The 16,755-nt window shown below is 55.4% G+C and carries 14 protein-coding genes; 1 reads left to right on the top strand and 13 read right to left on the bottom strand.

Annotated elements, in window-relative coordinates:
* Nucleotides 1–98: 98 nt before the first annotated feature.
* The 11 genes from JW937_07595 to JW937_07545 all read right to left on the bottom strand — a co-directional run bounded on the left by JW937_07595 (nucleotide 99) and on the right by JW937_07545 (nucleotide 13,844).
* Complete coding sequence (locus JW937_07595) at nucleotides 99–854, bottom strand: ABC transporter ATP-binding protein (GenBank protein ID MBN1587277.1); 756 nt, start codon at nucleotides 852–854, stop codon at nucleotides 99–101.
* 8 nt (nucleotides 855–862) lie between these two features.
* Complete coding sequence (locus tag JW937_07590) at nucleotides 863–1,645, bottom strand: ABC transporter permease (GenBank protein ID MBN1587276.1); 783 nt, start codon at nucleotides 1,643–1,645, stop codon at nucleotides 863–865.
* 12 nt (nucleotides 1,646–1,657) lie between these two features.
* A complete protein-coding gene (locus JW937_07585) occupies nucleotides 1,658–3,292 on the bottom strand; it encodes a hypothetical protein (GenBank protein MBN1587275.1) in 1,635 nt (544 codons plus the stop codon).
* A gap of 24 nt (nucleotides 3,293–3,316) precedes the next feature.
* Nucleotides 3,317–5,794, bottom strand: a complete 2,478-nt coding sequence (locus JW937_07580; GenBank protein MBN1587274.1) for an ATP-dependent Clp protease ATP-binding subunit — start codon at nucleotides 5,792–5,794, stop codon at nucleotides 3,317–3,319.
* A 154-nt stretch (nucleotides 5,795–5,948) separates the two neighbouring features.
* On the bottom strand, nucleotides 5,949–7,028 hold the full coding sequence (locus tag JW937_07575) for a protein arginine kinase (protein ID MBN1587273.1): 1,080 nt from the start codon (nucleotides 7,026–7,028) through the stop codon (nucleotides 5,949–5,951).
* Nucleotides 7,018–7,599: a UvrB/UvrC motif-containing protein gene (locus JW937_07570; GenBank protein MBN1587272.1), complete on the bottom strand. Its 582-nt coding sequence runs from the start codon at nucleotides 7,597–7,599 to the stop codon at nucleotides 7,018–7,020. The genes JW937_07575 and JW937_07570 overlap by 11 nt, the downstream gene beginning before the upstream one ends.
* Entirely contained in the window at nucleotides 7,596–8,456 is an 861-nt protein-coding gene (gene ilvE / locus JW937_07565; protein MBN1587271.1) for a branched-chain-amino-acid transaminase, read from the bottom strand. Before ilvE ends, JW937_07570 begins: the two co-directional genes overlap by 4 nt.
* Before the next feature lie 125 nt (nucleotides 8,457–8,581).
* Nucleotides 8,582–9,268, bottom strand: a complete 687-nt coding sequence (locus JW937_07560) for an ABC transporter ATP-binding protein (protein MBN1587270.1) — start codon at nucleotides 9,266–9,268, stop codon at nucleotides 8,582–8,584.
* Nucleotides 9,261–10,493, bottom strand: coding sequence for an ABC transporter permease (locus tag JW937_07555; protein ID MBN1587269.1), 1,233 nt, complete (start codon nucleotides 10,491–10,493; stop codon nucleotides 9,261–9,263). Before JW937_07555 ends, JW937_07560 begins: the two co-directional genes overlap by 8 nt.
* 3 nt (nucleotides 10,494–10,496) lie before the next feature.
* Nucleotides 10,497–11,999 carry a lysine--tRNA ligase gene (lysS, locus tag JW937_07550; protein ID MBN1587268.1) on the bottom strand — a complete coding sequence of 501 codons (1,503 nt, stop codon included), beginning with the start codon at nucleotides 11,997–11,999 and terminating at the stop codon, nucleotides 10,497–10,499.
* Nucleotides 12,000–12,182: 183 nt separating this feature from the next.
* Entirely contained in the window at nucleotides 12,183–13,844 is a 1,662-nt protein-coding gene (locus JW937_07545) for a hypothetical protein (GenBank protein ID MBN1587267.1), read from the bottom strand.
* A gap of 661 nt (nucleotides 13,845–14,505) precedes the next feature.
* Between JW937_07545 and JW937_07540 the strand changes: the two genes are divergently transcribed.
* Nucleotides 14,506–15,639 (top strand): ATP-binding protein, encoded by a 1,134-nt coding sequence (locus JW937_07540; protein MBN1587266.1) that lies wholly within the window; start codon nucleotides 14,506–14,508, stop codon nucleotides 15,637–15,639.
* A 5-nt stretch (nucleotides 15,640–15,644) separates the two neighbouring features.
* Here JW937_07540 and JW937_07535 read toward each other — a convergent pair whose 3' ends face one another.
* The gene (locus tag JW937_07535) at nucleotides 15,645–16,256 is read right to left on the bottom strand and encodes a DUF924 domain-containing protein (protein MBN1587265.1); all 612 of its coding nucleotides are present in this window, start codon (nucleotides 16,254–16,256) and stop codon (nucleotides 15,645–15,647) included.
* Nucleotides 16,257–16,568, bottom strand: coding sequence for a phosphoribosylaminoimidazole carboxylase (locus JW937_07530; protein ID MBN1587264.1), 312 nt, complete (start codon nucleotides 16,566–16,568; stop codon nucleotides 16,257–16,259).
* Nucleotides 16,569–16,755: the final 187 nt, after the last annotated feature.

Raw genomic sequence — 16,755 nt, 5'->3', positions numbered from 1 at the left:
TCCGAGTTCCCCAATCGAGAATACGAAAATACTCAGCAAAAGAACACCGACGAAAACAAAGATCCCGACCTTGAGTTCAAAATTGGATTTAGAAGCCATTAGGCGTCTTCCTCGAGAGTAATGGGGCCCTTGGCCGCCCCGGTGACAAATTGCTTCAAGATAGGGTTATCGGAATCTCTCACCTCTTCCGGAGTCCCGACCGCCTCTATCTTCCCCTTGTAAAGCATGGCAATGCGGCTGCCTACCTTGTACGCGCTGGTCATGTCATGTGTCACGACAATACTCGTGACCTTGAGCTTCTGCTGCAGTTCGATAATAAGATCATTGATGGCATCCGCCATGATCGGATCCAGCCCGGTGGTCGGCTCATCGTAGAGCATGACCTCGGGCTCAGTGGCAATGGCCCGCGCCAGTCCCACGCGCTTCTGCATCCCCCCGGAGAGCTCGGCCGGCTTCTTTTTCTCCACCCCGCGCAAACCCACCATTTCCAAACATCTCCGGACACGCTCTTGCATAGCTTCCTCATCCATTTGGGTATGTTCCCGCAAAGCAAACGAGACATTCTCCCCAACGGTTAAAGAATCAAAGAGGGCCGCCCTTTGAAAAAGCATGCCGAAATTGAGCTTCCGCCGAACCCGCGACAGGGGCGAAAGTCTGGAAATATCCTCCCCGTCGACCAATACCTGGCCGTTGTCCGGCGCCAACAGACCCACGATATGCTTGAGTAAAACGCTCTTGCCGCAGCCCGAGCGGCCGATAATGACCAGGGATTCCCCGTCCTTTACGGTCAGGTTCAGATTCCGGAGAATAGGTTTCTCTCCAAATTTCTTACACAGGTTGATAATCTCGATCATCAAAAACCTCAGAGAACAAAATAGAACAAGGCCGTAAAAAGACAGTCGGCCGAAATAATCAGGACAAATGAAATAACCACAGCCATGGTCGTGGACTTTCCCACACCCTCAGCCCCACCCTCGGTGCGAAAACCTTCAAAGCAGGCCACAATACAGATAATCATCGAAAAAACGCCGGACTTGAACAACCCGCTGAGCAAGTCCTTCATGGCCAAGGGATCAAAAGTCATGCGGATGTACAAAGGCGATCCGATTCCCAGCTTAAACACACCCACAGTATAACCGCCGATCAGGCCGATCATGTCGGCATAGACAGTCAACAACGGCAGCATCACAAGCAAGGCCATAAATCTGGGCACCACCAAGTACTTCACCGGATCCGTGCCCAAGGTGCGCAGGGCGTCCACTTGTTCGGTTACCGTCATGGAGCCGATTTCAGCCGTGATTGCGGCCCCAACGCGCCCAGCCACCACCAGAGCGGTTAAAACCGGCCCGAGCTCCCGCGTTATGGACAAGGCCACCAAACTGGCGATATAGACCTCCGCCGCAATCTTCTGCATCTGGTAGGCACTTTGCAGGGCCAGCACCATTCCGGTGAAGAGAGCTGTAAGAAAGACAATAGGCAGACTGGTAACACCGACCTTCCACATCTGGTCTGTGAAGGCCCTCCTGTCGAGATTCCGGCGGACAATCCAATACAGGGTGCGCGTAAAAAGGGCTGCCAGCCCTCCCCAGTAAGCCAGAAACGCAACAAATTGATTCCCTAAATTCTCGAAGAACCGGCCTTTCACCAGGCTGGATCCTTAAAACTTGACCTCGTGCGCAATACCAACAAACTCCTCCTGGTCGCTAATACTCACTTGCAGCTTCTGTCTGCCTTGAATCAGGTATTTCAACTCAAGTTCCGAATCATCATCCCCCGGGTGCAGCCTTTCATCATTGAGACGGCTCACAAAACTAAGATAAACCTTCTCACTTAGATGCTTGCCGATGCTAAAAGGGCGCGCCGGATCATCGGGCTGGATATCCCAACCGTGCCACACCACAGTATTGCCGTCCAGCAGAGTCCGGACATTACGAAACACATAGGGCTTGCCCATTTCCCTCAAGTCCAGCTCCCCTTCCAACGTCATGTAGCCCCCGGGCCGGTTAATGCGCGCATCCACAAGATTCAGTACCGGCCATGCCCCCGAAGCTCCCAGATAGAGGGACTCATAGAGAATTTCCCCAAGCCGGCCGTCACGGCTCTCAAAGCGCCCGTTAAATTGCGGACCAAAGAGCGGGCCCTCTAAACGAATCTCGCCTTCAACGGTCCCCACGAGTTTCTTATCAATACTCGGATTGAGAACATCTATTAAACCCTTGAGGGAGGTGTCCTGGATCTCAGCCAGCATGTTGATTTCGTAAGGAGGCCGGAGTTCCAATCTTCCGGCAAGCGACAGGAACTTCCCTGCCCGAAGTTCAGCCAGCCGGAATTCGCCGGGACTCCAGGCAAAATGCGCGACAAAATCATCCACAGGGGTCAGATTGAGAATCGTGCGATCGAACTTCAGGTCCCCGCGTCCGCAGCTCCAGGAAGCCTCCGGCGATTCCTGAACCAAGGCCAAGGAAAGCACGCCCACCCAATCCATGTCTCGAATCTTCAAGTGCTGAATATTGGCTTCGGCCTCAATTTTTCCCGCATCCCATTTCCCTGCCGCAACCAAAGAGGCTGCTTGATGCGCAGGTTGCCGCCAGTAAGGACCCTCAGACTGCCCCTTCCAATTGGGGGAGCCCTCAAAAGCCCACTCCTGCTTGTCCAAATTGATCTCAAATTCTCCGGCATCCACGCCATTGCACTGCAATGAGGGAACGCGGATTTTTCCTTCCTGCAATAAGACCTCAAACTGAACAGGAAAGCTGGGCGCACCGGGCCCGCTGACAAGCGCGCTTACGTCCAGACGGCCCTCCGACCCCCAGGCCTCGCAATGAAGGTCAAAGCCTAAAACCTGGGTCTTAACCTCGAACCACGATCTCCAAACTTCCTGATCCAACCGGGCCTTGGCATTAAGCTCCAAAGGAAAGCCGCCAAAAACCAAGCGGGCCTGCTTGAACTCGAACTCATTTCCGTCCAATAACACCAGGACTTCTTCAACAAAAATGTCGGGGATGGAGGAGTCTTCGAAAGAAAAGTTTGCGCCTTCCAGACGCACGGGCAAGTGCAGTTCTTGCTCAGGAGAGACGAACTTGGAGAGCAAAACGTGATGCAACGGCGCGTAGAGTGAGACTCTCTCAATCGAACAGTGTACTCCGCTCAGGGAGAGTCGCTGCTGCAAACTGGACGCGAGGCTTTCCGCAATCAGGCGCTGATAATTCTGAGTTATGAGCAGCAGTCCGCCGGTCACGAGAATAACCGTGAATAGGAAAACACTCCTGCGTCTGGATCGCAAGCGCCTCATGACGGAAGACCCCGCAGCCGGAGCTTAGCCCGCTGCCGGGGCTTCGGAAGCGGATTTATCCTGGATCTTTTCGAAGACAATGCGATCCCCTTCGCGATAGGCTCGAGCCTTCGACCCGTCCGTGATCTTACCGGCAATAATGTCCTCGGAAAGAGGGTCTTCCAGAAAGCGCTGCACCGCCCGCTTCAAGGGCCGCGCCCCATAGACCGGATCAAAACCCTTCTCAGTCAAGAGCGCCTTGACCTCATCCTCGATCGTGAGTTGGATCCCCTGCTCCTGAATGCGCTTGAGCACATCGGTCAGTTCGATCTCTACAATCTTATCGAGATCTTCGCGGCCCAAGGGTCTGAACACAATCACATCGTCCACACGGTTCATGAACTCCGGTTTGAAGGCGCGGGTCACCTCGTCCAAAAGCCGGGTCTTCAGAGTCTCGTAAGTCATCTCCTCATCCTGGGGCGCAAAACCTAAGGATCCCTGGCGCTTCAAAAGTTCCGCTCCGATATTGGAGGTCATGATAATGAGAGTGTTCTTGAAATTCACCTTGCGGCCGAAGCTATCCGTCAGGCGGCCGTCTTCCAAGACCTGCAACAGGATGTTGAAGACATCGGGGTGGGCCTTTTCTATTTCATCCAAAAGCACCACCGAATAGGGACGGCGGCGTACCTTTTCGGTGAGCTGGCCGCCCTCCTCGTAACCCACATATCCCGGAGGCGCGCCGACCAGTCTGGAAACATTGAATTTCTCCATGTACTCGGACATGTCCACCTGAATGATGGCGTCCTCGTCGCCGAACAAAAAGGCGGCCAGGGCCTTGGCCAAAAGCGTTTTCCCCACACCTGTGGGGCCCAGGAAAATAAAGGAACCAATGGGACGGGCAGGATTCTTGATACCGGCCCGGCTCCGGCGCACGGCCCGGGCAATGGCATTAATAGCCTCGCCCTGGCCCACAACTTGGGAATGCAGTTCCTGCTCCATCTCGAGAAGCCGCTGAGTTTCCTTCTCCTCCAATTTGAGGACCGGAACCCCTGTCCACTTCTGCACAATGGTGGCAATGTCTTCGGAGCCCACGCAAGGAACGGCCTCGCCCTGTTTGCGCTTCCACTCCAGCTTCGCGCCCTCGGATTCCTCGCGCGCGGAACGCTCCTGATCGCGCAAAGCTGCCGCCTTCTCAAAATCCTGTCCCTCGATCGAGGCCTCTTTTTCGGTCTTGATCTCCTCGATCTTGCGCTCCATGTCCTTGAGCTCAGGCGGAATGGTCATGATGGAAAGCCTGGCGCGGGCGCCGGCCTCGTCAATCAAGTCAATGGCCTTGTCCGGCAAAAAACGGCCGGCAATATACCGGTCGGAAAGCTTGGCCGCCGCTTCCAGGGCCTCATCCAAAATCTTGACGCGGTGATGCGCCTCGTATTTGTCGCGCAGTCCCCGGAGGATTTCAGTCGTCTCCTCCACGCTGGGGGGCTCTACATTGATGCTCTGGAAACGGCGCTCCAGCGCAGCGTCCTTCTCGATATACTTGCGGTATTCATCCAGCGTCGTGGCCCCGATGCACTGGATCTCCCCGCGCGCCAAAGCGGGTTTGAGGATATTGGAGGCGTCAATCGCGCCTTCCGCGCCCCCCGCTCCCACCAAGGTGTGCAACTCATCAATGAAAAGCACCACGTTTTCGGAACGCTTGATCTCGTCCATGACCGCCTTGATGCGCTCCTCAAACTGGCCGCGGTACTTGGTGCCCGCCACCATCAAAGCAAGATCCAAAACCACGACCCGTTTGTCCACCAAGACCTCCGGCACATCCCCGTCCACCACCATCTGCGCCAAGCCTTCGACAATCGTGGTTTTCCCCACGCCTGCTTCACCTAAGAGGACGGGGTTGTTTTTCTTGCGGCGGGACAAAATCTGAATCACGCGCTCGATTTCTTTTTCGCGTCCGATGACCGGATCGAGTTTGCCTTCGCGGGCCAAGGCCGAGAGATCGCGCCCGAAACCATCTAATGCCGGAGTGCGGGTCTTCGCGCCCCCCGCAGCCGGGGGATTTCCGCCGCCCATGCCCGGGCTCGGTGCGGAGGAACCCAACAGCTTGACCACCTCGCCGCGCGCGCGGGAGAGATCCAGCCCAAAGTTGAGGAGAACCTGCGACGCCACCCCCTCCCCTTCACGCAAAAGACCGAGCAGCAAGTGCTCGGTTCCGATGTAGTTGTGGCTCAGGCTGCGGGCCTCGTCCATCGCCAGCTCAATGACTTTCTTGGCCTGGGGAGTGAACGGGATATCGCCCGAGACCACCGTACTGGGCCCGGGCTGAACCACCTTCTCAACCTCTAAGCGTATCTTCTCAAAACTCAATCCCAGTTTTTGGAGCACTGCGGCGGCAACGCCCTCGCCTTCGCGAATGAGGCCGAGCAATATATGTTCTGTTCCGATGTAATCGTGATTAAACCGCTTGGCTTCTTCCTTCGCCAGCAAAATAACTTTCCGGGCTCGCTCAGTAAATCGGTTAAACATGAAGAAGCCTCCTTCTTATGGATGGTATGAACGTTAAAAGTATAATCCTTAAAGCGGATCTTTTATTATATACCGGCATCCGGGATTACCGAAATCCAAAAGTGGAGTCAGCACCCGTGTCCCCGGCATTTCGCAGAACCTAAGCGGGAAAGGGTTATGCGCCGGAAAGACTTAACTTATCCCTTATCAAACTGGCACGCTTGATATCCCGTTCAAGGGGTTCCAAAACCTTGCCTTCAAGCTTTTGGAGGTGGGCGGGTTGGGTCACATTGAAGAGTTCATTGATCAGACTCCGGTCCGGGTGGTGCAGGATCTTGAGGTCAATGCCCAGACGCACCGTGGACAGGAGATCAATGGTCTCGGCGCTGGTAATAATGCGCGCGTTCCGCAAAATGCCGTAGGCCCGCCACACCTTGTCTTCAATGACCCCGCGATTCTGCGCCAACAAAGACTTGCGGGCCGACTGTTCATACTCCAGGACCTGGCTCAGAATCCCTTCCAGGTTGTGAATGATTTCTTCCTCGCTCAAACCCAGACTCACTTGATTTGAAACCTGGAAAAAATTCCCGCTGGCTTCCGTGCCTTCGCCGTAAAGGCCGCGCACAGTTAACGAAAGTTTGGAGATGGCCTGCAAAACTTTGTTGATTTGCTTGGTGATGACCAAGGAAGGCAAGTGCATCATGACTGAAGCGCGCATACCCGTGCCCACATTGGTGGGGCATGCTGTCAGAAAACCCAAGTCCGGTGAAAAGGCATAGGCCAGCCGCTTGCCCAGTTCATCGTCCACCTGGTTCGCGGTCTTCCAGGCACGCGTCATATCCGCGCCGGACTGCATCACCTGGATGCGCAGGTGGTCTTCCTCGTTGACCATAATGCTCACGCGTTCATCCGGAGTCACAACAAGCGCCTTGTTCTTCGGATGCACGGCGTGTTCCTTGCTCATGAGATGGCGTTCGATCAGGAATTGCTTGTCCACTTCGTCCACATCAGCCATGCGCAAAAACAGGGAGTCCTGCAACATAGGACTCGCCCTGACGGCCTCCTCCACCAAACTCATCACTTTAGCCGCTTGCTGCGGACGGGCCCAGTGGGAAAAGGGCATGGGCACCAAATTACGTGCCAACCGGATGCGCGTGGAAATGACGACTTCCGATGCGCGGCCTGTACCGGAAAGCCACTCGCTGGTTTGGTTCAAAAGCCGGTCAATCCAGTCGGAATCACCCTTATCCGTCATGAGGCCCCCCGCCTTTCTTTCCGCCCGCCCGGGCTTCCGCTTCTTTAATCCGGTCCCGCAGGCGCGCAGCTTCCTCAAAATCTTCGCGCGCAATTGCCTCTTGAAGATTCTGCTTGAGTCCGGCAAGATCCGGACCTTCCGCAATCTCCGCGATATCCGGCGCCGGTTTTGCGGAAGGCTTATAGGCGCGCTTCTTGGATGCGACTCCGCCGGCCAAGGGGGGAACCTTTCCCAGATGCTTATTGGCCCCGTGAATCCGCTTGACCAAAGGGCCCAAGCCCGAAGCAAAGGTTTTGTAACACTCGCCGCAACCCAGGCGCCCGACCTTTCGGAAATCCTCATAGTTCATACCGCACACCGGACACTGCGCGGTGAGCGCATCGCCGGCCCCGGAAGGCTTTCCAAAATCCGCCAAGCCGGCCAAAAGATCCGCTAAACCAAAGTTCTGGTCCATCTGCGCGCTTTTCTCGCTTGCGCATGCCTCACAGAGATGCAGCTCCGTCACCTTTTCGTTGATGATTTCCGTGAGATGAACCGTGGCCGGTTCTTTGCTGCAAAGATCACACATCACTGTTTGGACACCTCATAAATGGGATACCCTTCACTCTGCGTGAGGGTTTTAAAATCCTCCCGCAACTTCCGTGTCAGTTCGCCGGGCGTTCCGCTGCCCACCTGGCGTCCGTCCACCATGACCACGGGCACGATCTCGGCCGCGGTCCCGGTAAGAAACGCCTCATCCGCATTCCACAAATCATAGCGCGTAAAGGTCTGATCCACCACGTCCACGCCCCGGGCGCGCGCCATATCCATGACTGCGGTGGCAGTGATTCCTTTGAGCACTCCCAAATGCACCGGCGAGGTCACCAACTGCCCCTCACGCACAAAGAACACGTTCTCTCCCGTGCACTCCGCCACATACCCGTCCGAGCTGAGCATCAAGGCCTCCTGGGCATGCGCATTCGTGGCCTCAATCTTGGCCAAAATATTGTTAAGGTAGTTCAAACTCTTAACCTGGGCGTTGAGGGCCTCGGGCAGGTTGCGCCGCGTGGGCACCGTGACCACCTGAATGCCCTTTTCGTAGAGTTCCTGAGGATAGAGCACAATCTTGTCCGCGATAATAATGATATTGGGCTTGGAGCACTTGCGCGGATCCAGCCCCAAATCCCCTTCGCCCCGGCTGACCACCAGGCGGATATAGGCATCATGCAGGTTGTTCCCGCGCACTGTAGCAGCGACGGCATCGATCATCTCCCGCTGCGACATCCCGATCTGCAAAAGAATCGTGTGCGCGGAAGCGTACAAACGCTTCACATGCTCTTCCAGCTTCCAAATCCTGCCGTTGTAGGAACGGATTCCTTCAAAGACCCCGTCTCCGTAGAGAAAGCCGTGATCAAACACGGACACCTTGGCGTCTTCCCGGTTAACCATGTTCCCGTTCAAATAGATCTTCAATTTTCACCTCGCTGTTGCATCACTGTCATTGCGAGACCTAGGCGAAGCAATCTGTGAGAAACAAAGATCACCATGCTGCGCTCGTGATGACGATTCTACGTTTATACAATCTTCCCGTCACAAAGCTCGATCACCCGGTCGGCATCCCGGGTGAGCTCCAAATCGTGGGTCACGATCACCACGGTCTTGCCTTGATCCCGGTTGAGTTTCCAAAGAATTTGTTTGATGGCCCTGCCGTTTACCGTATCCAAATTGCCGGTGGGTTCGTCGCAAAGCAAAACTTCCGGCGAATTCATCAGGGCGCGCGCAATGGCCACCCGTTGTTTTTCGCCGCCCGATAATTGCGAGGGGCGGTGCTTCACCCGGTCCGCCAAACCCACTTGATCCAGGAGTTCTGCCGCGCGCCCGCGCACATTCCGGACCCCGCGATGGATTCGCGCGGGCAGGCCCACGTTTTCAACTGCGTTCAAGGCTTCCAGCAAATGATACGACTGAAACACAAAGCCGACTCCGCGGCCGCGCAAACGGGAACGCCGGCTTTCGGACAGCCGGTTCCAGCTCGAGTCCCCCAAACGGATGGAACCGCGGGTGGGGCGGTCCAGCCCGCCGAGCAAATGGAGCAAAGTCGATTTACCCGCCCCCGAGGGACCCTTGATCACCGCAACCTCGCCCGCCTTGATCCTCAAATTAATGCCCTTGAGAACCTCCAGCCGCGTGCGCCCCTGCCGGTATTCCTTCCACAGGTCCTCGGTTTCCAGGATCGTTGCGGGAGCGTTGGTTCTATTCATATCGCAGGGCCTGCACCGGGTCAAGCTGGGAGGCCCGGTGCGCCGGATAAACCGCAGCCAGCAAACTCAGAAAAAAGGCGGAAACAACGATCTTGATCACATCCGCCCTGACCACCTGCACAGGCAGATGCTCCAAATAATAGATGTCCGCGGGCAAGGTAATAAAGGGGTAGGTCTCCAGCACATAGCAAAGGCCCATCCCCCCCGCGTAACCCAGGAGCGCGCCGATCAAACCGACAAGAGCGCCTTCAATCAAAAAAAGCAACCGGATCCCCCAGCGCGTGGCGCCCACTGCCCGGAGAGTGCCCACATCCCGGGTGCGTTCCATGACATTCATGATCATGCTGGAGGTAATTCCAAAACAGGCCACCAACACCACCAGGCCCACAATCACAAACATGACCGTGCGCTCCAGGGCCAGGGCTGCAAAAAGAGTGCGGTTCAAGTCCTTCCACGTGTAGACATCAATGCCAAAGGGCAAAGCGCGCCGCAGATTCTTTTTAACCGCGTCCACTTGCTCGGCGTCCTTCAACTTGACGGCAAAACCGGTGATGAGCTCGTCCACGTCATAGACGCGCCGGGCATGGGCAATGTCCAGATAGATGAGCGTGGAATCGAACTCGTACATTCCTGTATTAAAGAGCCCGCTCACCTGCACGGGAAAACGCTTGGAGTCCACCGGGGAAATCAGAGACACCTCCGAACCCAGGCCCAAGCCCAAACGGTGCGCCAGCTCCAGGCCCATGGCCACGCCCGGAAGCGGGCGCTCGTCGCGATCTCCCTTAGGATGCGCCGCATCCCACATGGCCTCGGGAAACTTCAAACTTCCCTGAACAAAATGGCCGGCCACGTTCGTGACCTGGGATTCCCGGGCGCTGTCGACCCCGCGCACCATCACGCCAAAGGCGCTGCCCTCGGTGCGCAACATGGCCTGGCCCTGGATAAAGGGGGCAGAGGCCACGACCTCAGGGTCGGCGTGAATGATTTCATCCAAGCCGGACGCGTCCACAATGCCGCCGGGAGCCTGCACCACCAACTGCGCTTGCACCCCGATGAATTTGTCGCGCAGGTCGCGGTCAAATCCATTCATGACCGAAAGCACCACAATGAGCGCAGTCACACCCACGGCCACGCCCAGAACCGACATCAGGGTCACAATCGAAATGAAGCTTTCGTGACGCTTGGTCAGAAGATAACGGATGGCGAGTGAAAATTCGTAGCGCAAGGCCTACCCCAAAGGTCGCAGTTGCGGGAACAGAATCACATCTTTGATGGAGGGCTGCCCTGTGAGCAGCATCACCAGACGGTCGATGCCGATACCCAGGCCCCCGGCCGGCGGCATGCCGTGCTCCAGGGCCGTGACAAAATCCTCATCCACACTGGCTGCCTTCTTGTCGCTGGAGGCCAGTTGTTCCTCAAAGCGTTTCTTCTGATCAATGGGATCATTGAGCTCCGAGTAGCCGTTGGCCAGTTCCATGCCGCCCATAAAGAGCTCAAAGCGCTCGACCACATACGGGTTGTCCGGCCGGCTCTTGGCCAAAGGGCTTGTGACCGTGAGGAAATCCGTCATGAAGATGGGCTCAGCCTGTTCGCTGGGCTCGAGCTGCTCCTGGAGAATCGTCATAATCTTGGTTAGCATCATGCCCTTGCTCAGCTTCTTGCCCCCGGCCCGCGCCTCCTTGCTCAGATCCGGGTTGTCCTTGGAGAGCTTTTCCGCCACGAGCTCCAGCGGATCCGAGGGCAGGATCCCGTAGTGCTCCTCCATGAGCTGCGCAAAAGAGAGTTCCTTCCAGGGCTTGCCCAGGTTCACCTCTTTACCGCCGAGCGTCAGAGTGGTGGACCCAAAAACCTTTTCCGCCACGTGCAGGATGAGCTCGCGCGTGATGTCCATCATGCCCCGGCAATCCGAATACGCCTCGTAAAGCTCCAGCATGGTGAACTCCGGATTGTGGCGCGGCGAAAGCCCCTCGTTGCGGAAATTGCGGTTCATCTCGTAGACCCGGTCAAAGCCGCCCACCAGGAGCCGCTTCAAAAAAAGCTCCGGCGCCAGGCGCAGGTACAGGTCTGTGTCGAGTGCGTTGTGATGCGTGACAAAAGGCTCGCCTGCGGCGCCGCCGGCCAGGGACTGCATCATGGGCGTCTCCACTTCCAGGAAATTCTTGGCGCGCAGGTAGGCGCGGATCTCGTCCACGATGCGGCTGCGCTGCTCAAAGACCCGGGCCACTTCCGGATTGGCCACCAGATCCAGATAGCGCCGGCGGTAGCGCGTCTCCACATCCTGCAACCCGTGCCACTTGGCAGGCAGCGGCCGCAGCGCCTTGGAAAGCACCTCCCACTGCTCCACCTGAACGGAAACCTGCTCGGTACGCGTCTTAAAGAGAGGGCCGGACACGCCGAGAAAATCCCCCATGTCAATGGCATCCACAAAACGCTGAAAGGATTCTGCGCCGATCTGGTTGCCCTTGAAATAGCACTGGATCGTGCCGGACTGGTCGCGCAGATCGCAAAAAGCCGCCTTGCCGTGCAGCCGCCGCGCCGTGACGCGTCCGGCCACTTTGACTTGCAGGCCTTCCTCATAATGGTCTACAAGAAATTGGTTGGCGTGGGAGCGCTCAAAACGCCCGCCAAAAGGCTGCACCCCCTGGTCCAGGAGCATCTGCAGCTTGGCCCGGCGCTGGGCCAGAATCTCGGCTTCGTTTGTATGTTGTTCTGTTTCCGGTGGTTCGTTCATTGTCTTGGTATTCCGTTCGTCATTGCGAACGGAGTGAAGCAATCTGTTTGGACTGTGGTGCCTGACACCTAGATGAATCCGTCGCCCGACACCAAAGAATCGAATCGTCCCTAAAGGTTTACTTATTGGGAGGTATATTAGCACATCTTGGGGAGGGGCCAGAATGGGGGCTCCAAGGCGCTGTTAGAGCGCGCCTTGAAGGGCTTCACTACTCCACCCTGCAGCCCCGATTGCCTGCATTCCAGAAGGTGGAGGAGGTGGAGTCATTTCTCCTGAAGCAGGCGTAGACTCACGGCTTGCCCCATCGAATGGCTCTTGTTGAAGGACTCGCGATGATACCAATCTCCTGTAATCGTGACCAAACCGAGTCAAAAGGCCGTTCTGTTGTGCTTGCTCTGCGAGTTGAGCCCCTAACCCAGGTTGGATTTCCTCCACCTCTCGTTTCATAAGTTCGAAATCAGCTAATTGCACAATCTGGTTAATGACAGCTTCAATAAGGTCTTCGTCTTGTTTTCTGAAGCCTCTGCTTTGCTCATGCAACACATCCACTCGAGTGGTCCCTGCTGCAAGCCGCGCCGGATGAGACCTGCCCTTTAGTGGACTCTCTGAGCTCCAAATCTTGAGAGCATCTGTATCTAACTCAGAAAAATAGCTCTGAAAGAAGAGTCCAAAAAGTTCATGGGGTTTTCCAAATGATTCGATACCTCGATCGTGATAAAGCATGCTCAACTGGACCAAGCCCATCATCTTTCCTCGCATATTGGCGAGGGGAAGCCTAAACTCCTTCATTGCAGCGGCAAGATCGGGATCTGCTAACCTATCTCCCAGCATTTGCTCAATCATCTCATCCACAGAAACCCATTCTTCGTTGTCCGCCTCTCTTCCGCCCATTGTGATATCTTGAATCGAATGAGTCACTTTTGTCACCTGTTTCTCCTGTTTAAAGACTTCAGCTCTTGCCATATGGATGGTGATCATCTGAGCCAACTCGCGAGTGGATAGAAGCGTGCCTTGCGGAAGGATGCCCTGATTGATCAGTGCTTGAGAAATGCTAACCCGAATATTCCACAATTCCGGATCAGCCCTGAACAACTGGGGCAGTTTGACAAGCCGATGGGGGGTAAGTACGTGATTGAAAACAAGAAAACTTTGCTCAGGCTCAAACCCGCCTTTTCCGTCAGGAACCTCTGAGAGAACACTTGAACCTATGGCCTGAACAAACTCTCCCTCTGCATCTCTTATGACTCCAGCATATTGCTCTGCCCTAACCGCTTCCTGAGCGGTGACAATTCCCATATGTCGAAGCCCTTCTTGGGCAGAAGCAAGTTCCCAATGATGCGGAGGCTTTGATTCATCAATAAACTGCCCGCATCCCTTCACCCCCAGCCATGTTCCATCCGGTAGTGGAAAATATGCCTGCCTTCCATTGGCTACCTGGTGTTTGGAATACAGGGTATCCTCCTCTGTGTAGCGGTCGGTCACGCCGACCTTGATCGTGTAGCCTTTTTGTATCATTTCTCTAGCGATGGCTGCATTGCCTGCCAAGAATACACTGTGGTTTCTGATCAAATCTTCCAAATCGGATTCGTCTTCGGAGGCTTCACCAAAAACTTCCGGCGGGCTGCACTGGTCTTCTGTCAACAAAACCATAAAGACAGGCCTTAGAACAGTATCCGTAAGCAAGGCACCCCTAATCGAATCATCGAAAAGACCGTGCAGCTCAGGAAATGCCCCCAGATGATTCTCCTCCAGCATTGTCTGGAACTGTTCCTCCTCGGCCTGAGCTAACCACTGCTGCAAGGCATTGTGGCCAGAAAATTCCCTGCCCCATTCTTCGCCAGCCAACACAGACATACCCTGTAAAATATGCCGGTGATTCCGGACCAATTGCTGAGCCCAATCCAGGTTTGTGAGGTCGAAACCTGCTTCAGCAGCTGCCGCCAAAAAGGTATAGAGAATCTCTGACTGTGGCTGCACCCATAAGGAATCAGTCCTGTGCGCTCCCCCAGAGCCGGCCAACCTTGAGAAGTTCCCGGAAACAGGGCCCATGACCTCTCGTTGACTCATCCAGCGTACAATTTCCGCTCTCAGCTCAGTGTCATGAGCAGGGATCGCCGCAAGCTGGCTTCCGTCCGCTGCGAATGAGACTTCCAGGCCGGCGAGCACAAAAACCTGTACAAGAAATAGAGCGATGAGTCGAAAAAGGATTCTTTTCATAAACGCAGAATTTTATCCCCTCTTTTTTAAATACACACACACTCTCAAGTATACCCACTTGGGTCCGGGATCGGAAGACTTCCTAAATCACTGTAATTTGAATGAAAGAGACAGGGACGGTTCTCGCCATCCCCATGGCAGACATGCTGTTGCGAGAGATCCGTCCCCGGCTCAAAACCCCGCATTGGGCTGGAGCAGGTATTTCTCCTGTTCGGGGTTGATATTCTGACTAAATATGCTATAATTTAGTCACTTGACTGACCGTATTCCAATAACTTTGGAACTCTCTATGTACATACCCCAACTTCAACTGTCCAATCTCCAGGAGCTGGTTGCTCCAAATAAGGTTGTTCTAATCTACGGCCCGCGCAGAACGGGCAAAACAACTCTCTTGGAACACTTTATTCAGGGGCTCTCCGAACCGCATCAACTAGTCACCGGAGACGACTTCTTTGTTCAACAGATCCTCTCTTCCCAATCGATTGAGAAGCTCAAGAATTTTGTGGGGGAGAGGAAGTGGCTCCTGATTGACGAGGCACAGAAGATCCCGGCAATCGGCCTGAATCTGAAATTGATTGTGGACCACATCCCTGACATCCGGGTGGTTGCCACTGGGTCCTCCTCCTTTGACCTCGCTTCCCAGGTGGGAGAGCCCCTAACCGGCAGAAAGTGGACGCTCAAGCTTTTTCCTTTGGCCCAGATGGAATTGGCTCAAAAGGAAAATGCAGCTCAAACTGCAGCGCGGCTGGAAAGCCGGTTGATTTACGGCTCTTATCCGGAAACGGTTTTGTGCGAAGACGATCAACTCCGGCAGCGCTATTTGAAAGAGATTATCTCCTCCTATCTCTACAAAGATATCCTGGAGCTGGAGGGGCTTCGCCACTCGGACAAACTGGTGCGGCTATTGCAGCTGTTGGCATTCCAAATTGGCAAGGAGGTCTCGTTTACGGAACTGGGCAGCCAATTGGGCATGAGCAAAAACACGGTGGACCGCTATTTGGATCTCCTGGAAAAGACCTTTGTCCTATACCGGCTGCGCGGCTTTTCCCGGAATCTCAGAAAAGAGGTTTCAAAGAATTCGCGGTACTACTTCTATGACCTCGGAATTCGCAACGCCCTGATCCAAAACTTCAATCCCCTCAACCTGCGCACGGATGTCGGGCCGATTTGGGAAAACTATCTGGTCATGGAGCGGCTCAAGAAGCAGGAATACACTGGGCTCTCCTGCCTGAACTATTTCTGGCGCACCTATGACAAGAAGGAATTGGACTGGATTGAGGAACGCAAGGGTCGCCTCTTTGCCTATGAATTCAAGTGGAGCCCCTCTGCCAAGGCTGCCCTGCCCAAGGATTTCTTAAAGGCCTACCCGGATGCGCAGTTTGAAAGAGTGGATCCGGAGAACTACTTGAGATTCATTACCTAGCCCAATTAAAACCCCGCATTGGGCTGGAGCAGGTATTTCTCTTCTTCTTCGGTGTTGAGGCGGCCCAAGGCGTCATTCCGGTGGGGAAAGCGGCCGAAGCGCTCGATCAGGTCGCGGTGTTGTTCCGCGTAGTCCAGGGCATTGCGGATGGGCAGCTCAATGGCCGGAGCCGAGCGCTCCACCAGGGCCTCGTAGCACTGCACGGATTTTTTCTGAAGAGCAAAGTCCTCGGAGTGCTCCAGGGGCAAGTAGAAAAACCAGGCTTCCACCGGCCACAGTTCCAAATCGTAGCCCCGCTCCATCCCCCAAAGACATAGCTCCAAGGCCTGGGCGTCTCCGGAATAGGCCCGGGCCATGCCCCGGTAAATATTACGCGTGAATTGATCCAGGAGAAGAATCAGGGCCAAGCAGGAACGCGGCTCTACTTTCCAGTTGTCCAGCTGTCCGGCCAGGGCGGATTGAACTGCCGCGCCAAAACGCCGGCTGATCTCCTCGTCAACCTCCGGCCCGCCCCGGAACCACATGGAAGCCTTGTCTTCGGGAAAGAAGGCATCGCCTTCCAGCTGCCCGAACCAAAAATCCAGCACATCTGAGGGTTCAACAGAATACAGGCTCATTTACTGAAGGACCTCGTAGTGAACCGCCAGCCAAACCGTGTCCTGGTCCGGAAGTGTCCAGTCCACCCGGTGTTTGCGGTGCGCGGGAATATCCAGGAAATCCCCTGCTTTCAAATACACCAGCTCCGGCCCCTCCTCAAACACCAAACGCGCCTCGCCTTGAACGAGCAAAACAAACTCATGTGTGTCCTGGTCGTACCAAAAGTCCGGAGGGCTCGCATGGCCACGCGAGACAATGCGTTCAATGCGCACGTTCTTGCCTTCGGCCAGGACTTCAATGAGTTCTTCGGAGTGCATGTGGTTCTCGTTCATTGGTTGAGCGGGTGTCAGGTCCTTTAAGAACTGTCCCCGGCATCCTAACAAATAGATCCCCGCCTGCGCGGGGATGACAGTATCGCGAGCAGACACCCCATAAAGCACAGAAGCACGAACCAGTCGCCGAGCCGGGCGTAAAGCGTCAAATCACTGCGCAGCTCCACAGGCGCCGTGCTGCGGCCCT

It is taken from the genome of Candidatus Omnitrophota bacterium, assembly GCA_016929445.1.
In the GTDB taxonomy this organism is placed as follows: Bacteria; Omnitrophota; Gorgyraeia; order JAFGIU01; family JAFGIU01; genus JAFGIU01.
The sequence above is the reverse complement of the archived record's forward strand: the minus strand, read 5'-3'. Positions and strand labels throughout refer to the sequence as shown.

Bases quoted from the DNA above. Each gene is read 5' to 3' on its own strand.
- JW937_07595 (MBN1587277.1), bottom strand. From the start codon at position 854: ATGATCGAGATTATCAACCTGTGTAAGAAATTTGGAGAGAAACCTATT.
- JW937_07585 (MBN1587275.1), bottom strand. From the start codon at position 3,292: ATGAGGCGCTTGCGATCCAGACGCAGGAGTGTTTTCCTATTCACGGTT.
- JW937_07580 (MBN1587274.1), bottom strand. From the start codon at position 5,794: ATGTTTAACCGATTTACTGAGCGAGCCCGGAAAGTTATTTTGCTGGCG.
- JW937_07575 (MBN1587273.1), bottom strand. From the start codon at position 7,028: ATGACGGATAAGGGTGATTCCGACTGGATTGACCGGCTTTTGAACCAA.
- ilvE (MBN1587271.1), bottom strand. From the start codon at position 8,456: ATGGTTAACCGGGAAGACGCCAAGGTGTCCGTGTTTGATCACGGCTTT.
- JW937_07560 (MBN1587270.1), bottom strand. From the start codon at position 9,268: ATGAATAGAACCAACGCTCCCGCAACGATCCTGGAAACCGAGGACCTG.
- lysS (MBN1587268.1), bottom strand. From the start codon at position 11,999: ATGAACGAACCACCGGAAACAGAACAACATACAAACGAAGCCGAGATT.
- JW937_07540 (MBN1587266.1), top strand. From the start codon at position 14,506: ATGTACATACCCCAACTTCAACTGTCCAATCTCCAGGAGCTGGTTGCT.
- JW937_07535 (MBN1587265.1), bottom strand. From the start codon at position 16,256: ATGAGCCTGTATTCTGTTGAACCCTCAGATGTGCTGGATTTTTGGTTC.
- JW937_07530 (MBN1587264.1), bottom strand. From the start codon at position 16,568: ATGAACGAGAACCACATGCACTCCGAAGAACTCATTGAAGTCCTGGCC.